At 40.6% G+C, this 17,315-nt stretch carries 18 protein-coding genes; 13 read left to right on the top strand and 5 right to left on the bottom strand.

Translation table 11 applies throughout. The features are described from left to right. Positions 1-52: 52 nt before the first annotated feature. Together NSQ55_RS16045 and NSQ55_RS16040 are read right to left on the bottom strand one after the other, a co-directional pair. On the bottom strand, positions 53-361 hold the full coding sequence (locus tag NSQ55_RS16045) for a DUF4190 domain-containing protein (RefSeq protein WP_036676925.1): 309 nt from the start codon (positions 359-361) through the stop codon (positions 53-55). Positions 362-385: 24 nt separating this feature from the next. After that, on the bottom strand, positions 386-1,165 hold the full coding sequence (locus NSQ55_RS16040; protein ID WP_076126639.1) for a GNAT family N-acetyltransferase: 780 nt from the start codon (positions 1,163-1,165) through the stop codon (positions 386-388). Between the two features lie 188 nt (positions 1,166-1,353). On the opposite strand from NSQ55_RS16040, the gene NSQ55_RS16035 reads away from it, so the two are divergent. Further along, on the top strand, positions 1,354-2,574 hold the full coding sequence (locus tag NSQ55_RS16035; RefSeq protein WP_076126637.1) for an MFS transporter: 1,221 nt from the start codon (positions 1,354-1,356) through the stop codon (positions 2,572-2,574). A gap of 45 nt (positions 2,575-2,619) precedes the next feature. Next, positions 2,620-3,144, top strand: coding sequence for a GrpB family protein (locus NSQ55_RS16030; RefSeq protein ID WP_076184982.1), 525 nt, complete (start codon positions 2,620-2,622; stop codon positions 3,142-3,144). A 10-nt stretch (positions 3,145-3,154) separates the two neighbouring features. Here the strand turns inward: NSQ55_RS16030 and NSQ55_RS16025 are convergent, their stop codons facing one another. Next, entirely contained in the window at positions 3,155-4,018 is an 864-nt protein-coding gene (locus NSQ55_RS16025) for an AraC family transcriptional regulator (protein WP_076126635.1), read from the bottom strand. Positions 4,019-4,275: 257 nt separating this feature from the next. Between NSQ55_RS16025 and NSQ55_RS16020 the strand changes: the two genes are divergently transcribed. The 11 genes from NSQ55_RS16020 to NSQ55_RS15970 all read left to right on the top strand — a co-directional run bounded on the left by NSQ55_RS16020 (position 4,276) and on the right by NSQ55_RS15970 (position 14,967). Beyond that, the gene (locus NSQ55_RS16020) at positions 4,276-5,574 is read left to right on the top strand and encodes an alpha-glucosidase/alpha-galactosidase (RefSeq protein WP_076190244.1); all 1,299 of its coding nucleotides are present in this window, start codon (positions 4,276-4,278) and stop codon (positions 5,572-5,574) included. A gap of 180 nt (positions 5,575-5,754) precedes the next feature. After that, positions 5,755-6,432 (top strand): succinylglutamate desuccinylase/aspartoacylase family protein, encoded by a 678-nt coding sequence (locus NSQ55_RS16015; RefSeq protein WP_076280406.1) that lies wholly within the window; start codon positions 5,755-5,757, stop codon positions 6,430-6,432. Positions 6,433-6,588: 156 nt separating this feature from the next. Continuing rightward, the gene (locus NSQ55_RS16010; protein WP_076126630.1) at positions 6,589-6,969 is read left to right on the top strand and encodes a GntR family transcriptional regulator; all 381 of its coding nucleotides are present in this window, start codon (positions 6,589-6,591) and stop codon (positions 6,967-6,969) included. Further along, positions 6,966-7,835: an ABC transporter ATP-binding protein gene (locus NSQ55_RS16005; RefSeq protein ID WP_339167988.1), complete on the top strand. Its 870-nt coding sequence runs from the start codon at positions 6,966-6,968 to the stop codon at positions 7,833-7,835. Before NSQ55_RS16010 ends, NSQ55_RS16005 begins: the two co-directional genes overlap by 4 nt. 645 nt (positions 7,836-8,480) lie before the next feature. Then, a complete protein-coding gene (locus NSQ55_RS16000) occupies positions 8,481-9,119 on the top strand; it encodes an ABC-2 transporter permease (RefSeq protein WP_339167987.1) in 639 nt (212 codons plus the stop codon). Positions 9,120-9,200: 81 nt separating this feature from the next. Beyond that, positions 9,201-10,295, top strand: a complete 1,095-nt coding sequence (locus tag NSQ55_RS15995) for a HAMP domain-containing sensor histidine kinase (RefSeq protein WP_036676951.1) — start codon at positions 9,201-9,203, stop codon at positions 10,293-10,295. A gap of 188 nt (positions 10,296-10,483) precedes the next feature. Then, positions 10,484-10,900 (top strand): MarR family transcriptional regulator, encoded by a 417-nt coding sequence (locus NSQ55_RS15990; protein ID WP_254848917.1) that lies wholly within the window; start codon positions 10,484-10,486, stop codon positions 10,898-10,900. Between the two features lie 62 nt (positions 10,901-10,962). After that, a complete protein-coding gene (locus NSQ55_RS15985) occupies positions 10,963-11,175 on the top strand; it encodes a DUF896 domain-containing protein (protein WP_036676956.1) in 213 nt (70 codons plus the stop codon). 279 nt (positions 11,176-11,454) lie between these two features. Further along, positions 11,455-12,393 (top strand): alpha/beta hydrolase, encoded by a 939-nt coding sequence (locus NSQ55_RS15980; RefSeq protein WP_339167982.1) that lies wholly within the window; start codon positions 11,455-11,457, stop codon positions 12,391-12,393. A gap of 147 nt (positions 12,394-12,540) precedes the next feature. Next, complete coding sequence (gene asnB / locus NSQ55_RS15975) at positions 12,541-14,418, top strand: asparagine synthase (glutamine-hydrolyzing) (protein WP_339167980.1); 1,878 nt, start codon at positions 12,541-12,543, stop codon at positions 14,416-14,418. Between the two features lie 15 nt (positions 14,419-14,433). Next, a complete protein-coding gene (locus NSQ55_RS15970; protein ID WP_081387607.1) occupies positions 14,434-14,967 on the top strand; it encodes a putative immunity protein in 534 nt (177 codons plus the stop codon). Between the two features lie 834 nt (positions 14,968-15,801). Here NSQ55_RS15970 and NSQ55_RS15965 read toward each other — a convergent pair. Both NSQ55_RS15965 and NSQ55_RS15960 read right to left on the bottom strand, forming a co-directional pair. Then, complete coding sequence (locus tag NSQ55_RS15965; RefSeq protein ID WP_076184856.1) at positions 15,802-16,122, bottom strand: hypothetical protein; 321 nt, start codon at positions 16,120-16,122, stop codon at positions 15,802-15,804. Positions 16,123-16,500: 378 nt separating this feature from the next. Next, entirely contained in the window at positions 16,501-17,292 is a 792-nt protein-coding gene (locus NSQ55_RS15960) for a hypothetical protein (protein ID WP_076184857.1), read from the bottom strand. Between the last annotated feature and the right edge of the window lie 23 nt (positions 17,293-17,315).

Raw genomic sequence — 17,315 nt, 5'->3', positions numbered from 1 at the left:
ACTCGAAAAGGATCTCAGCAGCCGATGATGGCTATTGAGATCCTTTTCGTGGTTAGTAAGTAGAAGCTGCAAAAACAAACACAACGACGAATAATATAATAATTGCGTACATCAGCGTGCCCACAATTCCACATACCAGGCCTGCAATCGCTAGGCCTTTGCCTTGTTCATAACGATTACGGATTTCCTTCAGCGATAAGGCGGATAGAATAATCGCAATAATTCCTAACAGAAAACCAATATAAGGCACAACAATAGAGAGGATTCCCAAGACAAAACCAGCGATTGATTTACCATTCGTCGGTGCCGGAGGGGGTGGAGGCTGATAATAGTTCAAATTGTCGTTTGGTGGATAGCTCATTAAAATCACCTCCAATAGAAATTGTTATTGAATGTAGTTAATCCAGTGCTCTAGCTGCACACAAGGGACAAGCCCAATAGATTCAGCTAGACGAATGGACGCTTGATTTCTTTCAAGGACGTGATAGCGTGGAATAAAGCCTCGTTCTAACGTTTCTTGTATGGCTGTGCGAACTACCATTTTCGCGTATCCGTATCTTTGAAATGCTTCTAAAGTATGAACAGCGCCGATTTCCCAAATCTGCTCTTCATTTCGGAACGCTAGGCAGGTACTAACCGGATTGTCGCCCTGAAAGATTGAAACGGAAAACGCTCCTTTTTGGAAATATTCCTCAATTTCTTCCTTATTGTAATGGTTAGCAGCCCAAAGTGGAAGTAGTCTGTCGTCAAATGAATGATTGATTGACACCTCTTTGTCCTTACTATACCTTAACCCCTCAGTTGTGCTGTAAGAGAAAAACCCCCGAGTTTTTTCTAAAGAAAAATGCGCAGACAGTGCCTCTTGGTACTTCACATCCTGTAGTTTAAAAACAAGCTTCGCCTGTGCTGGGAGCAGTGGTAGTAAAGCTGGAAATATATCGGGGCAGCTGTAATCCAAAAATACGATGTAATCCGCTTGAGGATATACCCTATGATCATATGCGTATGCTGTGGCTGGAAGAAGTAATACAATACCCCACTGATCACCATGCTCAACTAGATGTGTTTCCATGACTTCGTGGAAGGAGTTTAACATTTTTAACAAGCTTACATTCTTTAAGGGATTCGTTTGTAATTTGTTTATGATTCGTTCGTTCTGGTGCACGTTCATCCACTCCTAGCTCAGATTTATATATTTTACTATAAATAGTACTTATGCAGATATTTATATTTTTCCCTTTACTAATCATTAATCTATTGAAGAAGGAAGGTTGACATTGACTGTTATAATATATTAGGGAAAATAAAGCTCGCTGTTTGAAGCAGCATACGTGAACGGAGGCACATAATTTCATGACACAATCTATCACAGGCGCTGCTGTTCGTGTAGGAGAAGGTCTATCTAAGCAATTCATCCTAATTCTAGCCATTGCATCAGGACTAAGCGTGGCAAATATGTATTATAATCAGCCGCTCCTAGCTGAGATAGGACGCACATTTAATGCTTCCTCTAACGCAGTGGGATATGTATCGATGCTTACTCAAATCGGCTACGCGCTGGGAATGTTATTTTTTGTTCCACTAGGTGACATTCGTGAACGCAGAACACTGATATCAGGACTTCTTATTGCTGTATCACTGTCACTAATTGGTTTCGCTACCGCACAAAACCTCACTTGGATGTATATCGCCAGCTTTGCTATCGGCATAACTACGGTGGTGCCGCAGGTCATCATTCCTCTCTCGGCTGAGTTAGCTTTACCGGAGGAGCGGGGGAAGGTTATAGGCACTGTAATGAGCGGATTGTTTTTTGGTATTTTGCTAGCAAGAACAATATCCGGAATTATAGGGGATATGTTCGGCTGGAGAGCGATGTACTGGATTGCCGCAGTAGTCATGTTATTGTTATCCCTTATTCTTTATCGGCTAATCCCGGCAACGAAACCAGACAATAATTCCTCGTACTCAGATCTGCTGAAATCAATGGGACAACTGATTCGCAGATATTCGACGCTTCGTGAGTCATCTTTAATTGGGGCTTGCATGTTTGGCGGCTTTAGTGTGTTCTGGACTTCTCTAGCTTTCTTTCTGGAAGGAGAACCTTATCACTACAGTAGCTCTATTACAGGATTGTTTGGTCTTATTGGTGTAGCAGGTGCTGCTGGTGCTCCATTTATCGGGAGGTTAGCAGACAGAATTGCTCCCAAAAAGATTGTAGGAATCCTACTATTAATTACATTAATTGCTTACGGATTTTTTGGTTTAGCCGGATTTACGATCTGGAGTTTGATTGCTGGAGTTATTATTCTGGATCTTGGGGTACAGGGGTCACAGGTCAGTAACCAAACACGGATATATGCACTTGAACCAGCGGCTCGCAGTCGTATTAATACTGTTTTTATGGTCAGCACTTTTACAGGTGGAGCGATTGGATCCACGCTGGGAAGTTTTGCATGGCAGCATTGGGGCTGGAGTGGTGTCTGCTTAATGGGGGGAACGCTAGTTGTAGCCGCTTTATGCATATGGATCGTCTATAGAGTGATCGAGAAAGAGGATATACCAGAGACTAGCTAGAAACGTATTACAGTACCTTTTATTATACCCGGGAGGTGTTTGATCATCGCTGAGAAGACGAAAGTTATAGAGGTTGTCCCGTATAACCCAGAGTGGAAGGCAGAATTCAATAGATTAAAAGAACAGCTCTTATCTTATGTCGGAGATCTTATTATTTCTATCGAGCATGTGGGCAGTACTTCGATTGAAGGGCTAGCTGCTAAACCTATCATCGACCTTGATCTTGTGATGGACAGCTACGATGTACTCCCACAAATCATAGAACGTTTACAACAGCATGGATATGAACACCAAGGGAACTTGGGAATAGAGGGAAGAGAAGCGTTTCAAAGACTTCAGGATGATGGATTTATGAAATATCATCTGTATGTATGTCCTAAGGATGGAAAAGGATACTTGGAGCATATCGCTTTCAGAGACTATCTGCGATCGAATACAGCAGCGCGTCAAGCGTATGCAGAGGTCAAACAACGCTTGGCAGAACAACATCGTTATGACATTGATGCTTATTGTGAAGGAAAGACAACGTTTGTTAGCTCAATTTTATCTAAAGCCATGAAAGAAACGTAAGATACATCAATCACTTGCCCGTTCGAAGATGATTTCGAAATTCACTGGGAGACATGCCGCTCCACTTACGGAACTGCTTGGAGAAGTATAACGCGTCATTGAAACCGACCGAGGAAGAGATCTGGTCGATGGTCAGCGTGCCTCCTAGCAGTTTTTTTGCTTTATCCATACGAACCTTTAATAAATATTGTTTGGGAGACATGCCGATCTTTTGTTTAAAGACTTTAGAGAGGTGCGCCCTATGATAGCCTAGAGACGATGCCATATGGTCGATACTGATCTGTTGATGAAACTGTAGAGAAATCCAACGGATCGCTTGATCGATCTGACGGTCGATAACATCCGGTAATTCTATCGATTGAGAGGGAAGCGAACTTATGTTCGCAACACCGAATTTGTGCACTAGCAGCCGCAGCCAACCCGAAGCTTCTAAGCTCTCCAGTCGAGGATAAGCAGATTGCTGAAAGGATAAACGAATATGTTCATATACTTTATGTATCTCTATTAGGTTATCTAAGTGGATTATTGGCTTGTCCCTTGTAATTCCCACTTCGTGTAGTAGCTGTTCAACCGCTTCCCCTTGTAAGGCCACCCATACATATGTCCACGGACGATCCATGTCTGCCTGATAGCTAAATAACGCCCCCGGAAAAATAACAAAGGTATCCCCCTTACTACATCCCTGCGAATTACTGCCACTTTGAAAAACTCCTTCCCCATCAATTACTGTATGAATGAGATAGTAATCATGAACAGAGGGGCCCATTTTATGGCCAGGAACGGGTTTGCCTTCTCCGCTGAATAATACAGATAGGTCATGATCATCGGGAGCCAGATTAAACCCTGCTGTAAAATGATAATGCTCTGAAGCCATTTACTTAGAACCTCCCCAAGATTGCTTTTATAATACATTTAGATTATAGGATTGAATATACAAATGCAACAAACGTCCATATATCTCTTGTATTTCTCCATACTCATTGGGACCGCTCTCATTTATAGTGATTAGTGAAGAGAGCAGACGGTTATGATCTGACATCCTAGTGTTTATAAGGGAATTATAGTTTACTCTATTCCATAAAACTGCGATGTTAATACCGTTCACCTCACCTATAAGGAGGAATATTTCACATGTCTAAAATTACATTTATCGGAGCGGGTAGCACCGTATTTGCCAAAAACGTGTTGGGAGATTGTATGAGAACGCCAGCCCTGCAAGGGTTTGAACTTGCCCTGTATGATATTGATCTACAACGCCTGAAAGATTCCGAGAATATGCTTAATAATATAAAAGAGAGCAGCGGCAGCACTTGTGTTGTGAAATCCTATACGGATCGTAAAGAAGCTTTGCGTGGAGCTAAATATGTCATTAATGCAATCCAAGTGGGAGGTTACGATCCTTGCACCATCACAGATTTTGAAATTCCGAAGAAATATGGCTTGCGGCAAACGATTGCGGACACAGTTGGCATAGGTGGGATTTTCCGTAACCTGCGTACTATTCCAGTGATGCTGGACTTTGCTGCGGATGTACGGGAGGTTTGTCCGGACGCACTCTTTATGAACTATACGAATCCTATGGCAGTTCTGACCAATGTGATGAATACCTATGGCGGTGTAAAGACGGTGGGATTATGTCATAGTGTGCAGCATTGTATTCCGGGCTTGTTCGAGCATCTGGGTATGAATCAGACAGGTGTTCAGGCTAAGATCGCTGGGATTAACCATATGGCTTGGTTATTGGAGGTTACTAAAGACGGCGAGGATTTGTATCCGGAAATTAAACGCCGTGCCGCTGAGAAGCAACAAGAACATCACGGAGACATGGTCCGTTATGAAATGATGCTTAAATTCGGTTACTACATTACGGAATCTTCGGAACATAACGCAGAGTATCATCCTTATTTTATCAAACGTAATTACCCAGAGCTTATCGAACGGTTTCAAATTCCACTCGACGAATATCCACGCCGCTGTGTAGATCAAATTGAACGTTGGCAACAAATGCGTGAAGAATTGGTTAATAACAAAGAACTTAAACATGAACGTTCGCATGAATATGCGTCTTATATTATGGAAGCTATCGAAACTAATGTGCCTTTCAAAATAGGTGGCAATGTTATGAATACAGGTCTTATCACTAATTTGCCAAAAGAAGCATGTGTAGAGGTCCCTTGTTTAGTAGATAGAAGCGGAGTAACTCCGACCTACGTGGGAGATCTGCCTCCACAGTGCGCCGCACTGAATCGTACAAACATTAATACACAGTTGTTAACGATCGAAGCAGCGATTACCCATAAGAAAGAGCATATCTATCACGCCGCAATGCTCGATCCCCATACAGCAGCTGAATTGTCGATGGATGACATTACAAATATGTGCGACGAGCTGATCACAGCCCATGGAGACTGGCTCCCGGCGTATAAATAAATTAACTAGTTAGGACTAAGGAAGCCTGAGAAATCAGGCTTTTTTTGATTGTATTTCTACGAAAAACGAATGCTATCTTAAAAAAAGACCACGTCGTTTCTTCTTGCTTATCTGTCTAGGACAACTGGGGGACATCGGAATACACATATATGGATTATCTAAATGTGGAGGTGATCCTTTATGATCGTTGAAAGCTATACCTTAGCATCGTCCACAGCTTATGCTACTCCTTATTATGTGATTAGAGGTGAGCTTCCTGGTCCTGTCTTTATGGTGGTGTCGGGGATACATGGGAATGAGACAGGAAGTATTCGTGCCGCACAGATCATTGTAGAACGTTTTAACCAGAGAAGGTTGTATATACACCGGGGCACGATCATTGTAGTACCTCTAATGAATCAAAAAGCTTACCGCAAACGGATCAGAGGTGTACCCGATTTAAATCGCACCTTTCCACGTTCTAGCAAAACAGCGGCAAAACATCCATTAGCTTCAGCTTTGCTACAGCTAGTACTAAGATATCGTCCCACCTGGTTTCTGGATCTTCATGAAGCAAATGGGTTGTCACAAAAAAATCCGAAGCGACTTGGCCAGTCGATCATCGTCACTCCGGGAAGCCGAGGAACAGGTACAGCAAAACGTGTCATCAAAGGCATTAATCGAACGATTCCAAAAACCGCTTATCATTTTAATATCCGTTTACGGGAGCGCCCCGGCTCCTCAAGGGCAGCCGTTACCCGTATATTAGGGGCTAAAGCATTTACTGTGGAAACCTGCTGGAGCCTTGATCGTGAGCTACGGATTCGCTATCAGATAGATATTGTTAGCCGTTTTTTAAAAAGTGCGGGATTATTGTGATAGAGAAAATATCTGATAACTGTGTTAGCTGGTTCTTAGATCCTAGGAATCAGCTTTTTTGCCGATACAAGAAAGGTAATTGACAACAATGGGTATAGTGTATATATTACATATATACATTGATAACACATAAACTAGGAGTGAGGGCACGATTACATGAACATATTGATATCCAACACTTCCGGTGAACCCATCTATGCACAGATTGTCAGCCAGATCCGCCAGATGATTCTGCAAGGAGAGTTAGTGTCTGGCACCCCATTACCTTCTATCCGGCTATTAGCCAAAGAGCTGCAGATTAGCGTAATTACAACGAAACGAGCCTATGAAGAACTGGAGAGAGAAGGGCTTATCAATTCAATTGTGGGGAAAGGTTCCTTTGTTTCTGGTGCAGATCAGGAGTTTATTCGGGAACAACGGCTACGGATTATGGAGAACAAAATGAAGGAGATTATCGACGAGAGTAAAATGCTGGGGATTAATTTTGCTGAGTTTAGTGAGATGTTGAAATTGCTTTATGAGGAGGAGACAGAATGAAAGAAGTCATTCAATTGGACCAAATATCTAAAAAATATGGCCATTTTAGCCTATGCGAACTTACGTTCGGTATCAAAGAAGGGTATATCACGGGGCTAATTGGACCGAATGGGGCAGGGAAAACAACATTAATAAAAATGATGATGGGGATGGTGTTTCCTGATCATGGCAGCGTCAAGATTTTTGACCAAGAGATGTCTATCCATGAAGCAGAGAATAAGGATCGGATTGGCTATGTCTCCGATGAAAATTACTTTTACGATCAATTAACCATCGATCAGATGAGTAAGATTATTGCTCCTTTTTATAGTCGTTGGGATCAAGAAACGTATAGGAAATACATAGAGATGTTCAAGCTTTCCCCGCGGAAAAAGATTAAGGAGCTCTCCAAAGGAATGAAAATGAAGTATTCGCTCGCCATTGCCTTATCACATGGTGCAGATCTGCTTATTATGGATGAACCTACTGCAGGACTTGATCCTATATTCCGAAGAGAGTTGCTTGATTTGCTTAGTGAGCATATCCAGGATGAGAAGAAGTCTATTCTTTTTTCAACGCATAATACGACTGATTTGGACCGGATCGCGGACTATATTGTTTTTGTGAACGAAGGGCACCTAGTATTTAATGAAATGAAAGAATCTCTAGCCAACAAATATATGCTGGTAAAAGGCAATAAAGAGTTGCTTGATCGGGATGTACGAAAATGGTTCATCGGGCTTAGAGAGACGGAAGTTGGTTTCGAGGGTCTTCTGAACAATCGCTCTGAGGAGGAACCCTTCTTTAGAGGTCATGCCATATGCGAAACGCCTACTCTGGAAGAAATCATGTATTTTACGGTAAAGGGAAACGCTTTGTATGTTTAATCTCTTGTTGCTGATTCGAAAAGATTTTATTCTCCTGCGGAATTTTATCCCTATATTTCTCTTGAGTATCTTGTTCATCGCATATGTTCAACTGGATAACTCCAGCATGTTTGCTACTTTTCAATCTTTACTGTTGCTCGTATACTCCTGTTCTATGGATGCACAGAATAACAACACAAAGTTTGTGATAGGGTTACCAGTAAGACGGCAAGAGATTATCTTGGCTAAATACTTATCACTTATTCCTTATTGTTTCATCGGTTTGGTTTGCTCTTTAGCTTTGTTACTAATTTCCTTTTCATTTGGATATTCCATTAGCCCGTTTTATTGGATAGGGGTATCTTTAACATTACTGATGATTCCTTTGGCTGCGTCTATTTATCTGCCGATTCATTATTGGCTTGGTTCCAAAAACTATTACTTCAATATCCTTTTTAATGTAGTAATAACGATTACCACCCTGAACACTGGATCTTCACTCTCAAATTCATCCTTTTTCTTAACAATTACCGACATAAAGCTTCAGGATCATCTGTTGCCGATTGGTTTGATAGGGATTGTTTATCTCTCCATATTGTACTGCTCTTATAGGATTTCTCTACGATTGTTTAGCAAGGAAGAGTTATAAGCTAAGGAGGACGTAAAGTGTATAAATCATTTTTTTTAATTCAAAAAGACTTCATTCTTCTGCGTAAATTTCTGATGCTGCTAATCCCCTTTTTTATTTTTATAGCTTACTCGAACTATCATAGCTTCAGTTTATTTACGGTAATGCCACCCATGCTGTTATTGATAAGCTCCTGCTCAATGGATACTCAGCAGATGACACAACGGTTTCTCGTTAATCTCCCTGTAAGGAGACAAGAGCTTGTCCGTGCCAAATATTTTTCGATCCTCCCGTATGCGCTTGTTGGGCTGGCAGCCACGTCCTTTACCTATCTCCTGATTATTGTAACAGGTAAAGCCGTAACCCCTCATTTTTGGCAAGAGGTTGGTATTGCGTTATCCATTTTCCCTCTCCTTGCGATGCTTTATTTACCGATTCATTACTGGTTAGGGGCAAAGGGAGCGCAAGTGGTTAATCTTGTTTTTATGATGATTGTAATGTTTGGACCGAACGTGTTTAGCTTTTTGATCCAGTGGATACCTGATGTGAACAGATGGCTGAGTTTTGGAGTGAAAGGTACGCTCATTCCCTTTATAATCCTAGGTCTGGCTTATGTATTCTTGCTTAGCTGTTCATATATCATTTCTCTGCGGATTTTTGTGCGGAAAGATCTTTGATTCGAAGGATTTGAGATTTTGAATGAATTCATATACCATTGTCACTACAAAGATAAATAGTAGGGGAAGGGTATATAACCAATGCCTAAAATGATCTATAGCTTTCGCACAAAAATGATTATGCTGCTGATGGCCAGTATGCTTGTATCCGGTGGAATTACCTTTTCAATCTATAAAATTCTGCAGAGATATTATCGATCAGAGGTCTTATTAGAAAATCCATTGACTAAAGTTCGCTACTTGATGCGGGATATCGGTGATGTTAATGCGTTTTTGATTATCTTCATTCCTTTGGCCATCTTATTCTTTTTTATATTTACTAAACCATATGCAAATTATTTCAAGGAAATCTCGAAAGGGATCCATCAGCTGGCGTCGGGTGATTTCTCGGAGCGGGTAGATATCCCATCTAAAGATGAATTCGGCCTTATTGGCCATGATATCAATCTGGCTATTGACCATCTTCAGGAAGCTATTGAGCGGGGCGACTTTGCGGAGAGCAGTAAAGATCAACTTGTATTAAATCTGGCACATGATCTGCGTACACCACTTACCTCCGTTATAGGTTATTTGGATTTTATCCTTAAGGACAATGAATTAACGCCAGAACAGACCAGACATTATACAACGATCGCTTATACTAAATCTCAACGTTTGGAAAAATTAATTGATGAGCTATTTGAAATCACAAGAATGAACTATGGTAAGCTTACGCTTGAAAAAACCTCGATCGACCTGAGTGAGCTTCTTTTGCAGTTAAATGAAGAGTTATATCCCGTTTTTGAGAAAAATGGTCTTACTTCCCGCTTGGATGTAACCCAACCTCTGAAGATAGAGGGTGACGGTGAGCTGCTGGCACGTGTATTTGAGAATCTCCTCACCAACGCAGCGCGATATGGAAGCGACGGTCAATTTATTGATATTCATGGGTATTTAGAGGAAAATGAAGTCGTTATTGAAATCATTAACTATGGAGATTGTATTGATCCGGAAGAGCTGCCGCGTATTTTTGATATGTTCTACACCGGGGATCGAGCGCGAACGCATCCCACAGGGAGTACGGGACTGGGCTTATTTATCACTAAAAACATTGTGGAACAACATGCTGGAACAGTTTCTGCACAAAGCAGTGTAGTGCGGACGATGTTTGAAGTGCGGCTTCCACAAAATAATTGAGAACGAAGTCAAGTGTCGACTGGGCAGGAGTAAAACCGAGATCTACGTGATCTTGTGGTTATACTCCTTTTTTAATGGTTTGGTCAGCAAACAGGATGAATGTTAGGGACATTTATTTGAAATTTTTAATAAATCGTGATATTATTAGCTTGCTAAGTAATTTGTAAGGCAGTACGGAGGAAATATCTGTGATAGAAGATGAGATAAGGGAACTACTGGATAGAATATCAGCGGAAATGCGTAGAGATTATGCAGAGCTGCTTAGAGAACTTAATCTTCATGTGGGTCAAGAACAGTTATTATGCCGGTTATGGAGAACAGATGGAATGACACAGATACAGCTAAGTGAACGCTTGAATTGTGAGCCTCCAACCATAACAAATATGGTAAAATCTCTTGAAAATCATGGGTTTGTTGTTCGAAAAAGAGATCCTGAAGATGGCAGAGTTAGCCGAGTGTATCTAACCCCAGCCGGACGTAATCTCTGCGAACCTGTGGAACAGATCTGGAACAAACAGCTGGATAAATTACTAGCCGGAATTATACCTGAAGAGCGTTTATTATTAAGAAGACTTATGAAACAAATGGCCGATAATTTAGCTTGAATCTGAAACTAATCGCCATAACCATTAGTAAGCTAATTAAAACTAAGAAAAGAGGAACATAGATGATTACAAGTTTGACTCGCATCAATGAATTAGCTAAGAAAGAACGTGAAGTAGGCTTGACACAAGGCGAATGGGTTGAACAGATCGCATTGCGTGAAGACTATCTGCGTGAAATTCGTGGACAAGTTCGTAACAGTCTTTCTGGCGTGACAATTTTAGATCCGGATGGAAACGATGTAACCCCTGAGAAGCTTCGTGCAGCGCGTAAATAATCAATGAACTAAATAAGTGGAAACTACACCTTTAGATAACGTTAGATTAGCCTATGGCTGATCGACGGATATCTAGAGGTGTTTTTTGTTATATAAATCTTAACAGAAGCTTAATTCGTTATCATTAGGAGCTGGTGAAAGTTAAGAATCAATTAAACTTGCGTTACACAGGATCTAAGACTGGATTGTTAGAATGAAATAGACAAAAGATAAGGGATAACATGAAGGGGTGCAGAAGTTGGAGAAACTAAAAGAAACATCAAGGAAGGAAATGAAAGTATGAAAAAAACATTATTAATTTTACTTAAAGTAATAGTCGCTATAGTCATACTCCTAGCACTTTTTCTGGTCATCGTTTTTACAGTCAATGTGATCAGCAATAAAGTGGAGAAAGGAAAAATAGAACCCTATGGTCAGCTTGTACCTGTCGACGGGAAAAAGATGAATGTTACCATACAAGGGCAAGGCAAGGAAACAGTCGTGTTACTCCCAGGGTTTGGAACCGCATCACCAGTAATTGATTTCAAACCACTTGTAGATGAACTGACTCCTTTCTATAAAGTTGTAGTAGTTGAGCCGTTTGGTTATGGACTAAGCGATGTCACCACAAAAGAACGAACGGTCGACAATATCGTGAGTGAGCTTCATGATGCTTTACAAGAATTAAAGATAGATCGTTATATTCTGATGGGACATTCTATAGCGGGAATTTACGGACTGGACTATGTGAACAAATACGAAAACGAAGTTAGTGCATTCGTAGGCATCGACAGCAGCGTACCCACACAAGGGGGCAACGATGAAGAATTTCCATCAGGAACCTATAAGCTGCTTAAAAACTCAGGATTTATGAGATTGCTGGTAAAGCTCAATCCAGCCCAAATCGTTACACCAAGTGATGATGAGGAAACTAAAGAACAAAATAGAATGATTTCACTTAAAAACATGATGAATCCAAATATCATCAGCGAAGCAGAGCATTTTAAAAGTAATTTCAAAGCCACGGAAACATTAAATTTCCCAAAAGATCTTCCTGTTATTTTCTTCCTAGTGAAAGAAAATACGGATGTTCCAGGCTGGGAATCCCTGCATAAAGAACAGATTAAAGACTCCTTACACGGGAAATTGATGTTGCTTGATGGGGAGCATTATTTGCACCATACCCGATCCAAAGATATCGTCGAGAACTTTAGAAGCTTTATGGGAGAGATAAAGTAAGAATGAATGAGAAAAGCCTGCTAATACAGGCTTTTCTTTTTTTGTATTTTCAAATAAGTGAATCCTTTAGAAAAAAATGATAAATTTATCAAAGCAATTATGGGCACTCTATATCCTAATCTTTATTATAGGAAGGACTACCATAGTATGTGCGGAATAGCAGGAATATTAAAATATAATGGACAGCCACCACAGGAAGAAACCTTAAAACAAATGACAGGGGTTATGAATCACCGAGGCCCCAATCATGAGGGAGTATGGCTCGATTCTCACATTGGACTTGGTTTTCGCAGATTGTCTGTAATTGATTTACGTGATGGTAATCAACCGATGACGAATGAAGATCGTACCCTTTGGATTGTTTTTAATGGTGAAATCTATAATTATAAAACACTACGAGATCAGTTAAAGCTAAAAGGACATCACTTTCAGACGCAATCAGATACAGAGGTCATTGTGCATTTATTTGAGGAATACGGCAAGGACTGTGTCCATCATTTACGTGGAATGTTTAGTTTTGCGATTTGGGATCTTAGGGAACAATCTCTTTTTGCTGCTAGAGATCATTTCGGAATCAAACCTTTTTATTATTACAAAGACGAAAATAATCTTTTATTTGCTTCGGAAATTAAAAGCATACTTGCAGTGCAAGGGGTACCCAGAAAGCTTCAATATCAAAGTTTATTCAGCTACTTAACTTTTCAGTATGTCCCGCATCCTAATACGATGTTTGAACACATTCATAAATTAGGACCTGCGGAGCGATTATTGGTTAACTCGGATGGTGTAATGAAGATCGAGAAATATTGGGAACCCCATTTTCAACCGGTAGAACGATCTTTAGCAGACTATGCCGAAGAAATTCAGCGGAAATTGAAAGAGTCTGTAAACCTTCATTTACAAAGTGATGTGGATAGAGGATGTTTTTTGTCCAGTGGAATTGACTCCACCGCAATAGCTGCAATGATGAGAGCAGAAGAATCAACAAAAACCTTTTCGATTGGATTTGAAGGGCTGAACAATGAAACAATCATTGCAAATCAAACGGCAGCCAAACTGGGGACAGATCATTATTTTCACATTTTATCGCAAAAAGACTTTTTTGAAAGTATCCCGAAAACGGTCTGGCATCTAGATGAGCCTGTTGCAGACCCTTCCGCTATTGCACTCTATCATCTAAACCAGCTTGCCAAAGAACATGTAACGGTTGTCCTATCAGGGGAAGGCGCTGACGAATTATTCGGAGGGTATAGAATCTATAGAGAGCCAAATGCATTAAGACCGATAACCTGGATGCCTAACTTCATAAAGGATTCGTTACGAAAATCATTATCTGTATATCCCTATCATTTTTATGGCAAAAATTATTTACTTCGGGGTCTGACACCTTTAGAAGAGCGTTTTTTCGGAAATGCTAATATCTTTAACAAAAGCGGTAAAATGAACTTGCTCCACGAATCGGTACACGCTCAGAATAGCTTTTTACATCCCACGGATATCGTTAAGCCTTTTTATGATAAGACAGCTCACCTAGACCCTACGACAAGAATGCAGTTTATTGATATGAATTTTTGGTTACCTGGAGACATTTTATCAAAAGCAGATAAGCTGTCCATGGCACATTCATTAGAATTAAGAGTCCCGTTTTTAGATAAAGAGGTTTTCGAGACGGCTAGTAAAATACCTGTGTCCAATCGGATTGGGCAAAAAACAACAAAACTTGCTTTGCGTAAAGCTATGGAAGGAATCGTTCCGGAAGCTATTGTAAATCGACCTAAACTAGGATTTCCCGTACCCATTCGTGATTGGCTCAAAACTCCAATTTCAGATATAATGTTCGAACAAATACGATATAGTGGCATTGAAGAAATATTCAATATGAATATCATCGAAGAGATGTTTGCCCAGCATCGGAGTAATAAAGGCGACTATTCGCGTAGAATATGGATAATTTACATTTTTTCAGTATGGTACACTCTTTTTATAAAAGAAGACCTGAAGCAATTAAACAGTGCCGTGTTGTAATGGGGGAGTGATTCGTTGAATATTGAGGAATATGCATGGAATAAACATGAACAGCAATTAAGAGAAACTAACATGTTTACTTATACTAGTCCAAAGATAAAGATTGTAGATAACCATGAATTAAGAAATCGGCTTGAAGAAACGCTTGAAGAGCTGCCGCAGAAGTTTCTGGCCAAATGGGCTTTGAAAGTAGCAGTTGAGCACCTGGATCATCTGGTCCAGCAGCTTGTAAATGACCCCCGGATTGATTTAGGTATAGAAACGCTAGAAAAGCGTATAACTGGTGAGATTAGAGCCTTTGACTTAAGAAAAGTTGGATTTATTGTCAATGAATTAGCCAAAGAGTCCACAACCGAGGCTAGTAAGTATGCTGCCCGTTCTTTTGCACAAGCCATTGCAACTGGACATATGCGAGGACACGCTATGGTTTGCAGTGACTATGCAGTAAAACTGGTGAATTACATATCAGATCATTCTTCAGTTGCAGAGGCAGCTACTAAAGAACGGGAAAGACAATTAAGGATAGCTGAAGAGTTACTTTGTAATTGAAGGTTTAAAGATGAACATGTATGAGGATGATTCTAAAAGTTAAATAATGGTAATAAATAACTTTTTATATAATTGAGAGTTATGTAATCTAATGCAAACAATAAAACATTATTAGTACTTAAAGTTTTATGCGAGACTTGATGAGCTTTAAAGCTTAATACTCGTTTTAGATAATACGATTACTAAATAAGAATCAATTGCTTAGGTAAGGGCAGCTATTTTGAACAGGTTTGAACATTGATTAGATAATCATTAATAGACAGTAAATTGGCAATAATTTGGATCAAATTGGTTGGTTCCTTTAATTTATACACTACTTCCTCACAAAACCCGTATTTTGTACATATGTCACTAAGATGCGTTCTACTTAGATTATACATAGTTCTATATGGATTTGTCTGAGGACAAGAACTTGTACCCATTGACGATTTACGGTGTTCTTCCCTTCATACTAAAAACGCTTCTTTATTATAAATAAAAACCCGTTAATTTTCAAAAGATGAAAAATTAACGGGTTTTAAAAGCTTAATCTTTTTACATATTTATCAACTGACTTTTGTAGCTTTAAGTTCTCTGATTTTAAATGGATGACCAATATAATCCTGCGATGCTAAGGGTTCCTTAGATATAGCTCGATTTTCGTTCTGTTATTTTTATAAGATCCCTCCCCTTTCTCGCAGTAAAAAAGCAATTCGGATTAAATACAAATTGCTTTTTCATTGAATACTGTGCTCCGGTACCTGAAGTATGTTGGGGATGACTCGATAATCACCTGTAGAACCTTAATTTGGATGTCATAATCTAGTTGAATCACGAAGCGGGAGCATTCGATATTCAGGTAATGATGAAGAAGCTCCACTTCCTTATCCAATGCAATATAGTCTTACCTTTGTCCAGAGCAAGCCGATAATACCGTGCGGACAATTTGGAGATTCGTTCAGTCTCCTGGACCTTCTCCTTTCGTGCATTCCATGAGATCAGTACCAGCGTTAATATAGAAAATGCTGACGCAAAGGCCCCCATTTCCACTTTACGCTTGAGTTGTTCGGTCTTTGAATCGGAAGCTATGGCGGGAAAACCAGCATGTACTGAACCAGTCCCGATGAATACCGCAGATCTTCCTATCGTAGAGTAATTGAAAACACTCATTTTCATGGAGCTGCACTCTAACTAGTAAAACGTTGGAGTGCAGCTCCAGTTATATGTAATGCGTCAGAACATCCAGTGCTTTTAGCTGACGAGCTGCATAATACGAAAATTAACGGAGAAGTACGACAAGTTCTGCTATAAGCACCAAACAGTGTGAAAAGCAGAAGATTACTTCAGTAATCTTAACTTTACAACCGAGGTTGGGAATGACGGAACCATGTATCCCGAAACCATCCCGCCAATAATCCTGCGTACGTCATGTTTTACAGAACATGAGGTTTGAAGTACAGGTAGATTCGGTGGTAAGAACGTTCAAACAGACTGAACTGACGAACTTCCGAATGTACAGGTCTAAAGTTAGAGCATATGGAAACATATGCACCATCAAACGATGGGGTGGCGTTTGAAATCCGGCTTGATGTCCGTGGCGGCGATTCCTTCAGCCGGCTCGGCTTCATGGTACATGAAAAAGGCGTCCGCAAAGATCACGCCCCAATCCGAGTTTGCATTGTCAACGATCTCCACATACAGCCTTTTGCCCAAATATTCGGAAAGATCCGCCTTATATTGCTCCATATTGGCAAGCCGCAAGCCCTGATCGGGATTTGGGAAGCCAACGTCAGCGAAGGCGCTATTGCCATACCGGGCAATGACTTGCCCTGTCTCGGCTTCCACGATATTTATATATGCCTTTTTTGGATTTTTTGCACCGGCAAGCTTGAAGCTGATCCAGCCGCTGCCGCCTAGCTTGAAGGTGCTGGAACGAAGCACGCCAGTCGCAGCCTCGTCATGCTTCCAGCCATTTAAATGAAAGGAACCTTCCTGGTTGTACGGAATTTGTTCTCCCCACCAAGTGGTTTCGTCCGATACACTGTCCTGACCGAACGCTTGGCCTTTGACAACCGTCCAGCCTGACATATCTCCAGTTTCAAAGCCTGGATTCTCAATTTGATAGACCGTATCCGTTACGGATGATCCCAAACCATTACTTGTATTTTGGTAGACCGTATCTGTAACTGACGATCCTATGTCCGCCTTTAGATCAGAAGCTTCCCCACCTTCCAATACAACTCCTGCTGCGGCTGTACCCTGGATTGCCGGAGTCATAAGCTGAAGAGCCATAACCCCAACAACCATTTTGAAGATCCAAGATTTACTACTGTTGGCATCCCTCATTAACAAGCCTCCTTAGTCACTTT

This window comes from Paenibacillus sp. FSL H7-0943, assembly GCF_037963265.1.
Taxonomy (GTDB): Bacteria; Bacillota; Bacilli; order Paenibacillales; family Paenibacillaceae; genus Paenibacillus_AQ; species Paenibacillus_AQ odorifer.
The sequence above is the reverse complement of the archived record's forward strand: the minus strand, read 5'-3'. Positions and strand labels throughout refer to the sequence as shown.

Bases quoted from the DNA above. Each gene is read 5' to 3' on its own strand.
- NSQ55_RS16035 (WP_076126637.1), top strand. From the start codon at position 1,354: ATGACACAATCTATCACAGGCGCTGCTGTTCGTGTAGGAGAAGGTCTA.
- NSQ55_RS16010 (WP_076126630.1), top strand. From the start codon at position 6,589: ATGAACATATTGATATCCAACACTTCCGGTGAACCCATCTATGCACAG.
- NSQ55_RS15965 (WP_076184856.1), bottom strand. From the start codon at position 16,122: ATGAAAATGAGTGTTTTCAATTACTCTACGATAGGAAGATCTGCGGTA.
- NSQ55_RS15985 (WP_036676956.1), top strand. From the start codon at position 10,963: ATGATTACAAGTTTGACTCGCATCAATGAATTAGCTAAGAAAGAACGT.
- NSQ55_RS15960 (WP_076184857.1), bottom strand. From the start codon at position 17,292: ATGAGGGATGCCAACAGTAGTAAATCTTGGATCTTCAAAATGGTTGTT.
- NSQ55_RS16020 (WP_076190244.1), top strand. From the start codon at position 4,276: ATGTCTAAAATTACATTTATCGGAGCGGGTAGCACCGTATTTGCCAAA.
- asnB (WP_339167980.1), top strand. From the start codon at position 12,541: ATGTGCGGAATAGCAGGAATATTAAAATATAATGGACAGCCACCACAG.
- NSQ55_RS16015 (WP_076280406.1), top strand. From the start codon at position 5,755: ATGATCGTTGAAAGCTATACCTTAGCATCGTCCACAGCTTATGCTACT.
- NSQ55_RS15980 (WP_339167982.1), top strand. From the start codon at position 11,455: ATGAAAAAAACATTATTAATTTTACTTAAAGTAATAGTCGCTATAGTC.
- NSQ55_RS16025 (WP_076126635.1), bottom strand. From the start codon at position 4,018: ATGGCTTCAGAGCATTATCATTTTACAGCAGGGTTTAATCTGGCTCCC.
- NSQ55_RS16045 (WP_036676925.1), bottom strand. From the start codon at position 361: ATGAGCTATCCACCAAACGACAATTTGAACTATTATCAGCCTCCACCC.
- NSQ55_RS16005 (WP_339167988.1), top strand. From the start codon at position 6,966: ATGAAAGAAGTCATTCAATTGGACCAAATATCTAAAAAATATGGCCAT.
- NSQ55_RS15995 (WP_036676951.1), top strand. From the start codon at position 9,201: ATGCCTAAAATGATCTATAGCTTTCGCACAAAAATGATTATGCTGCTG.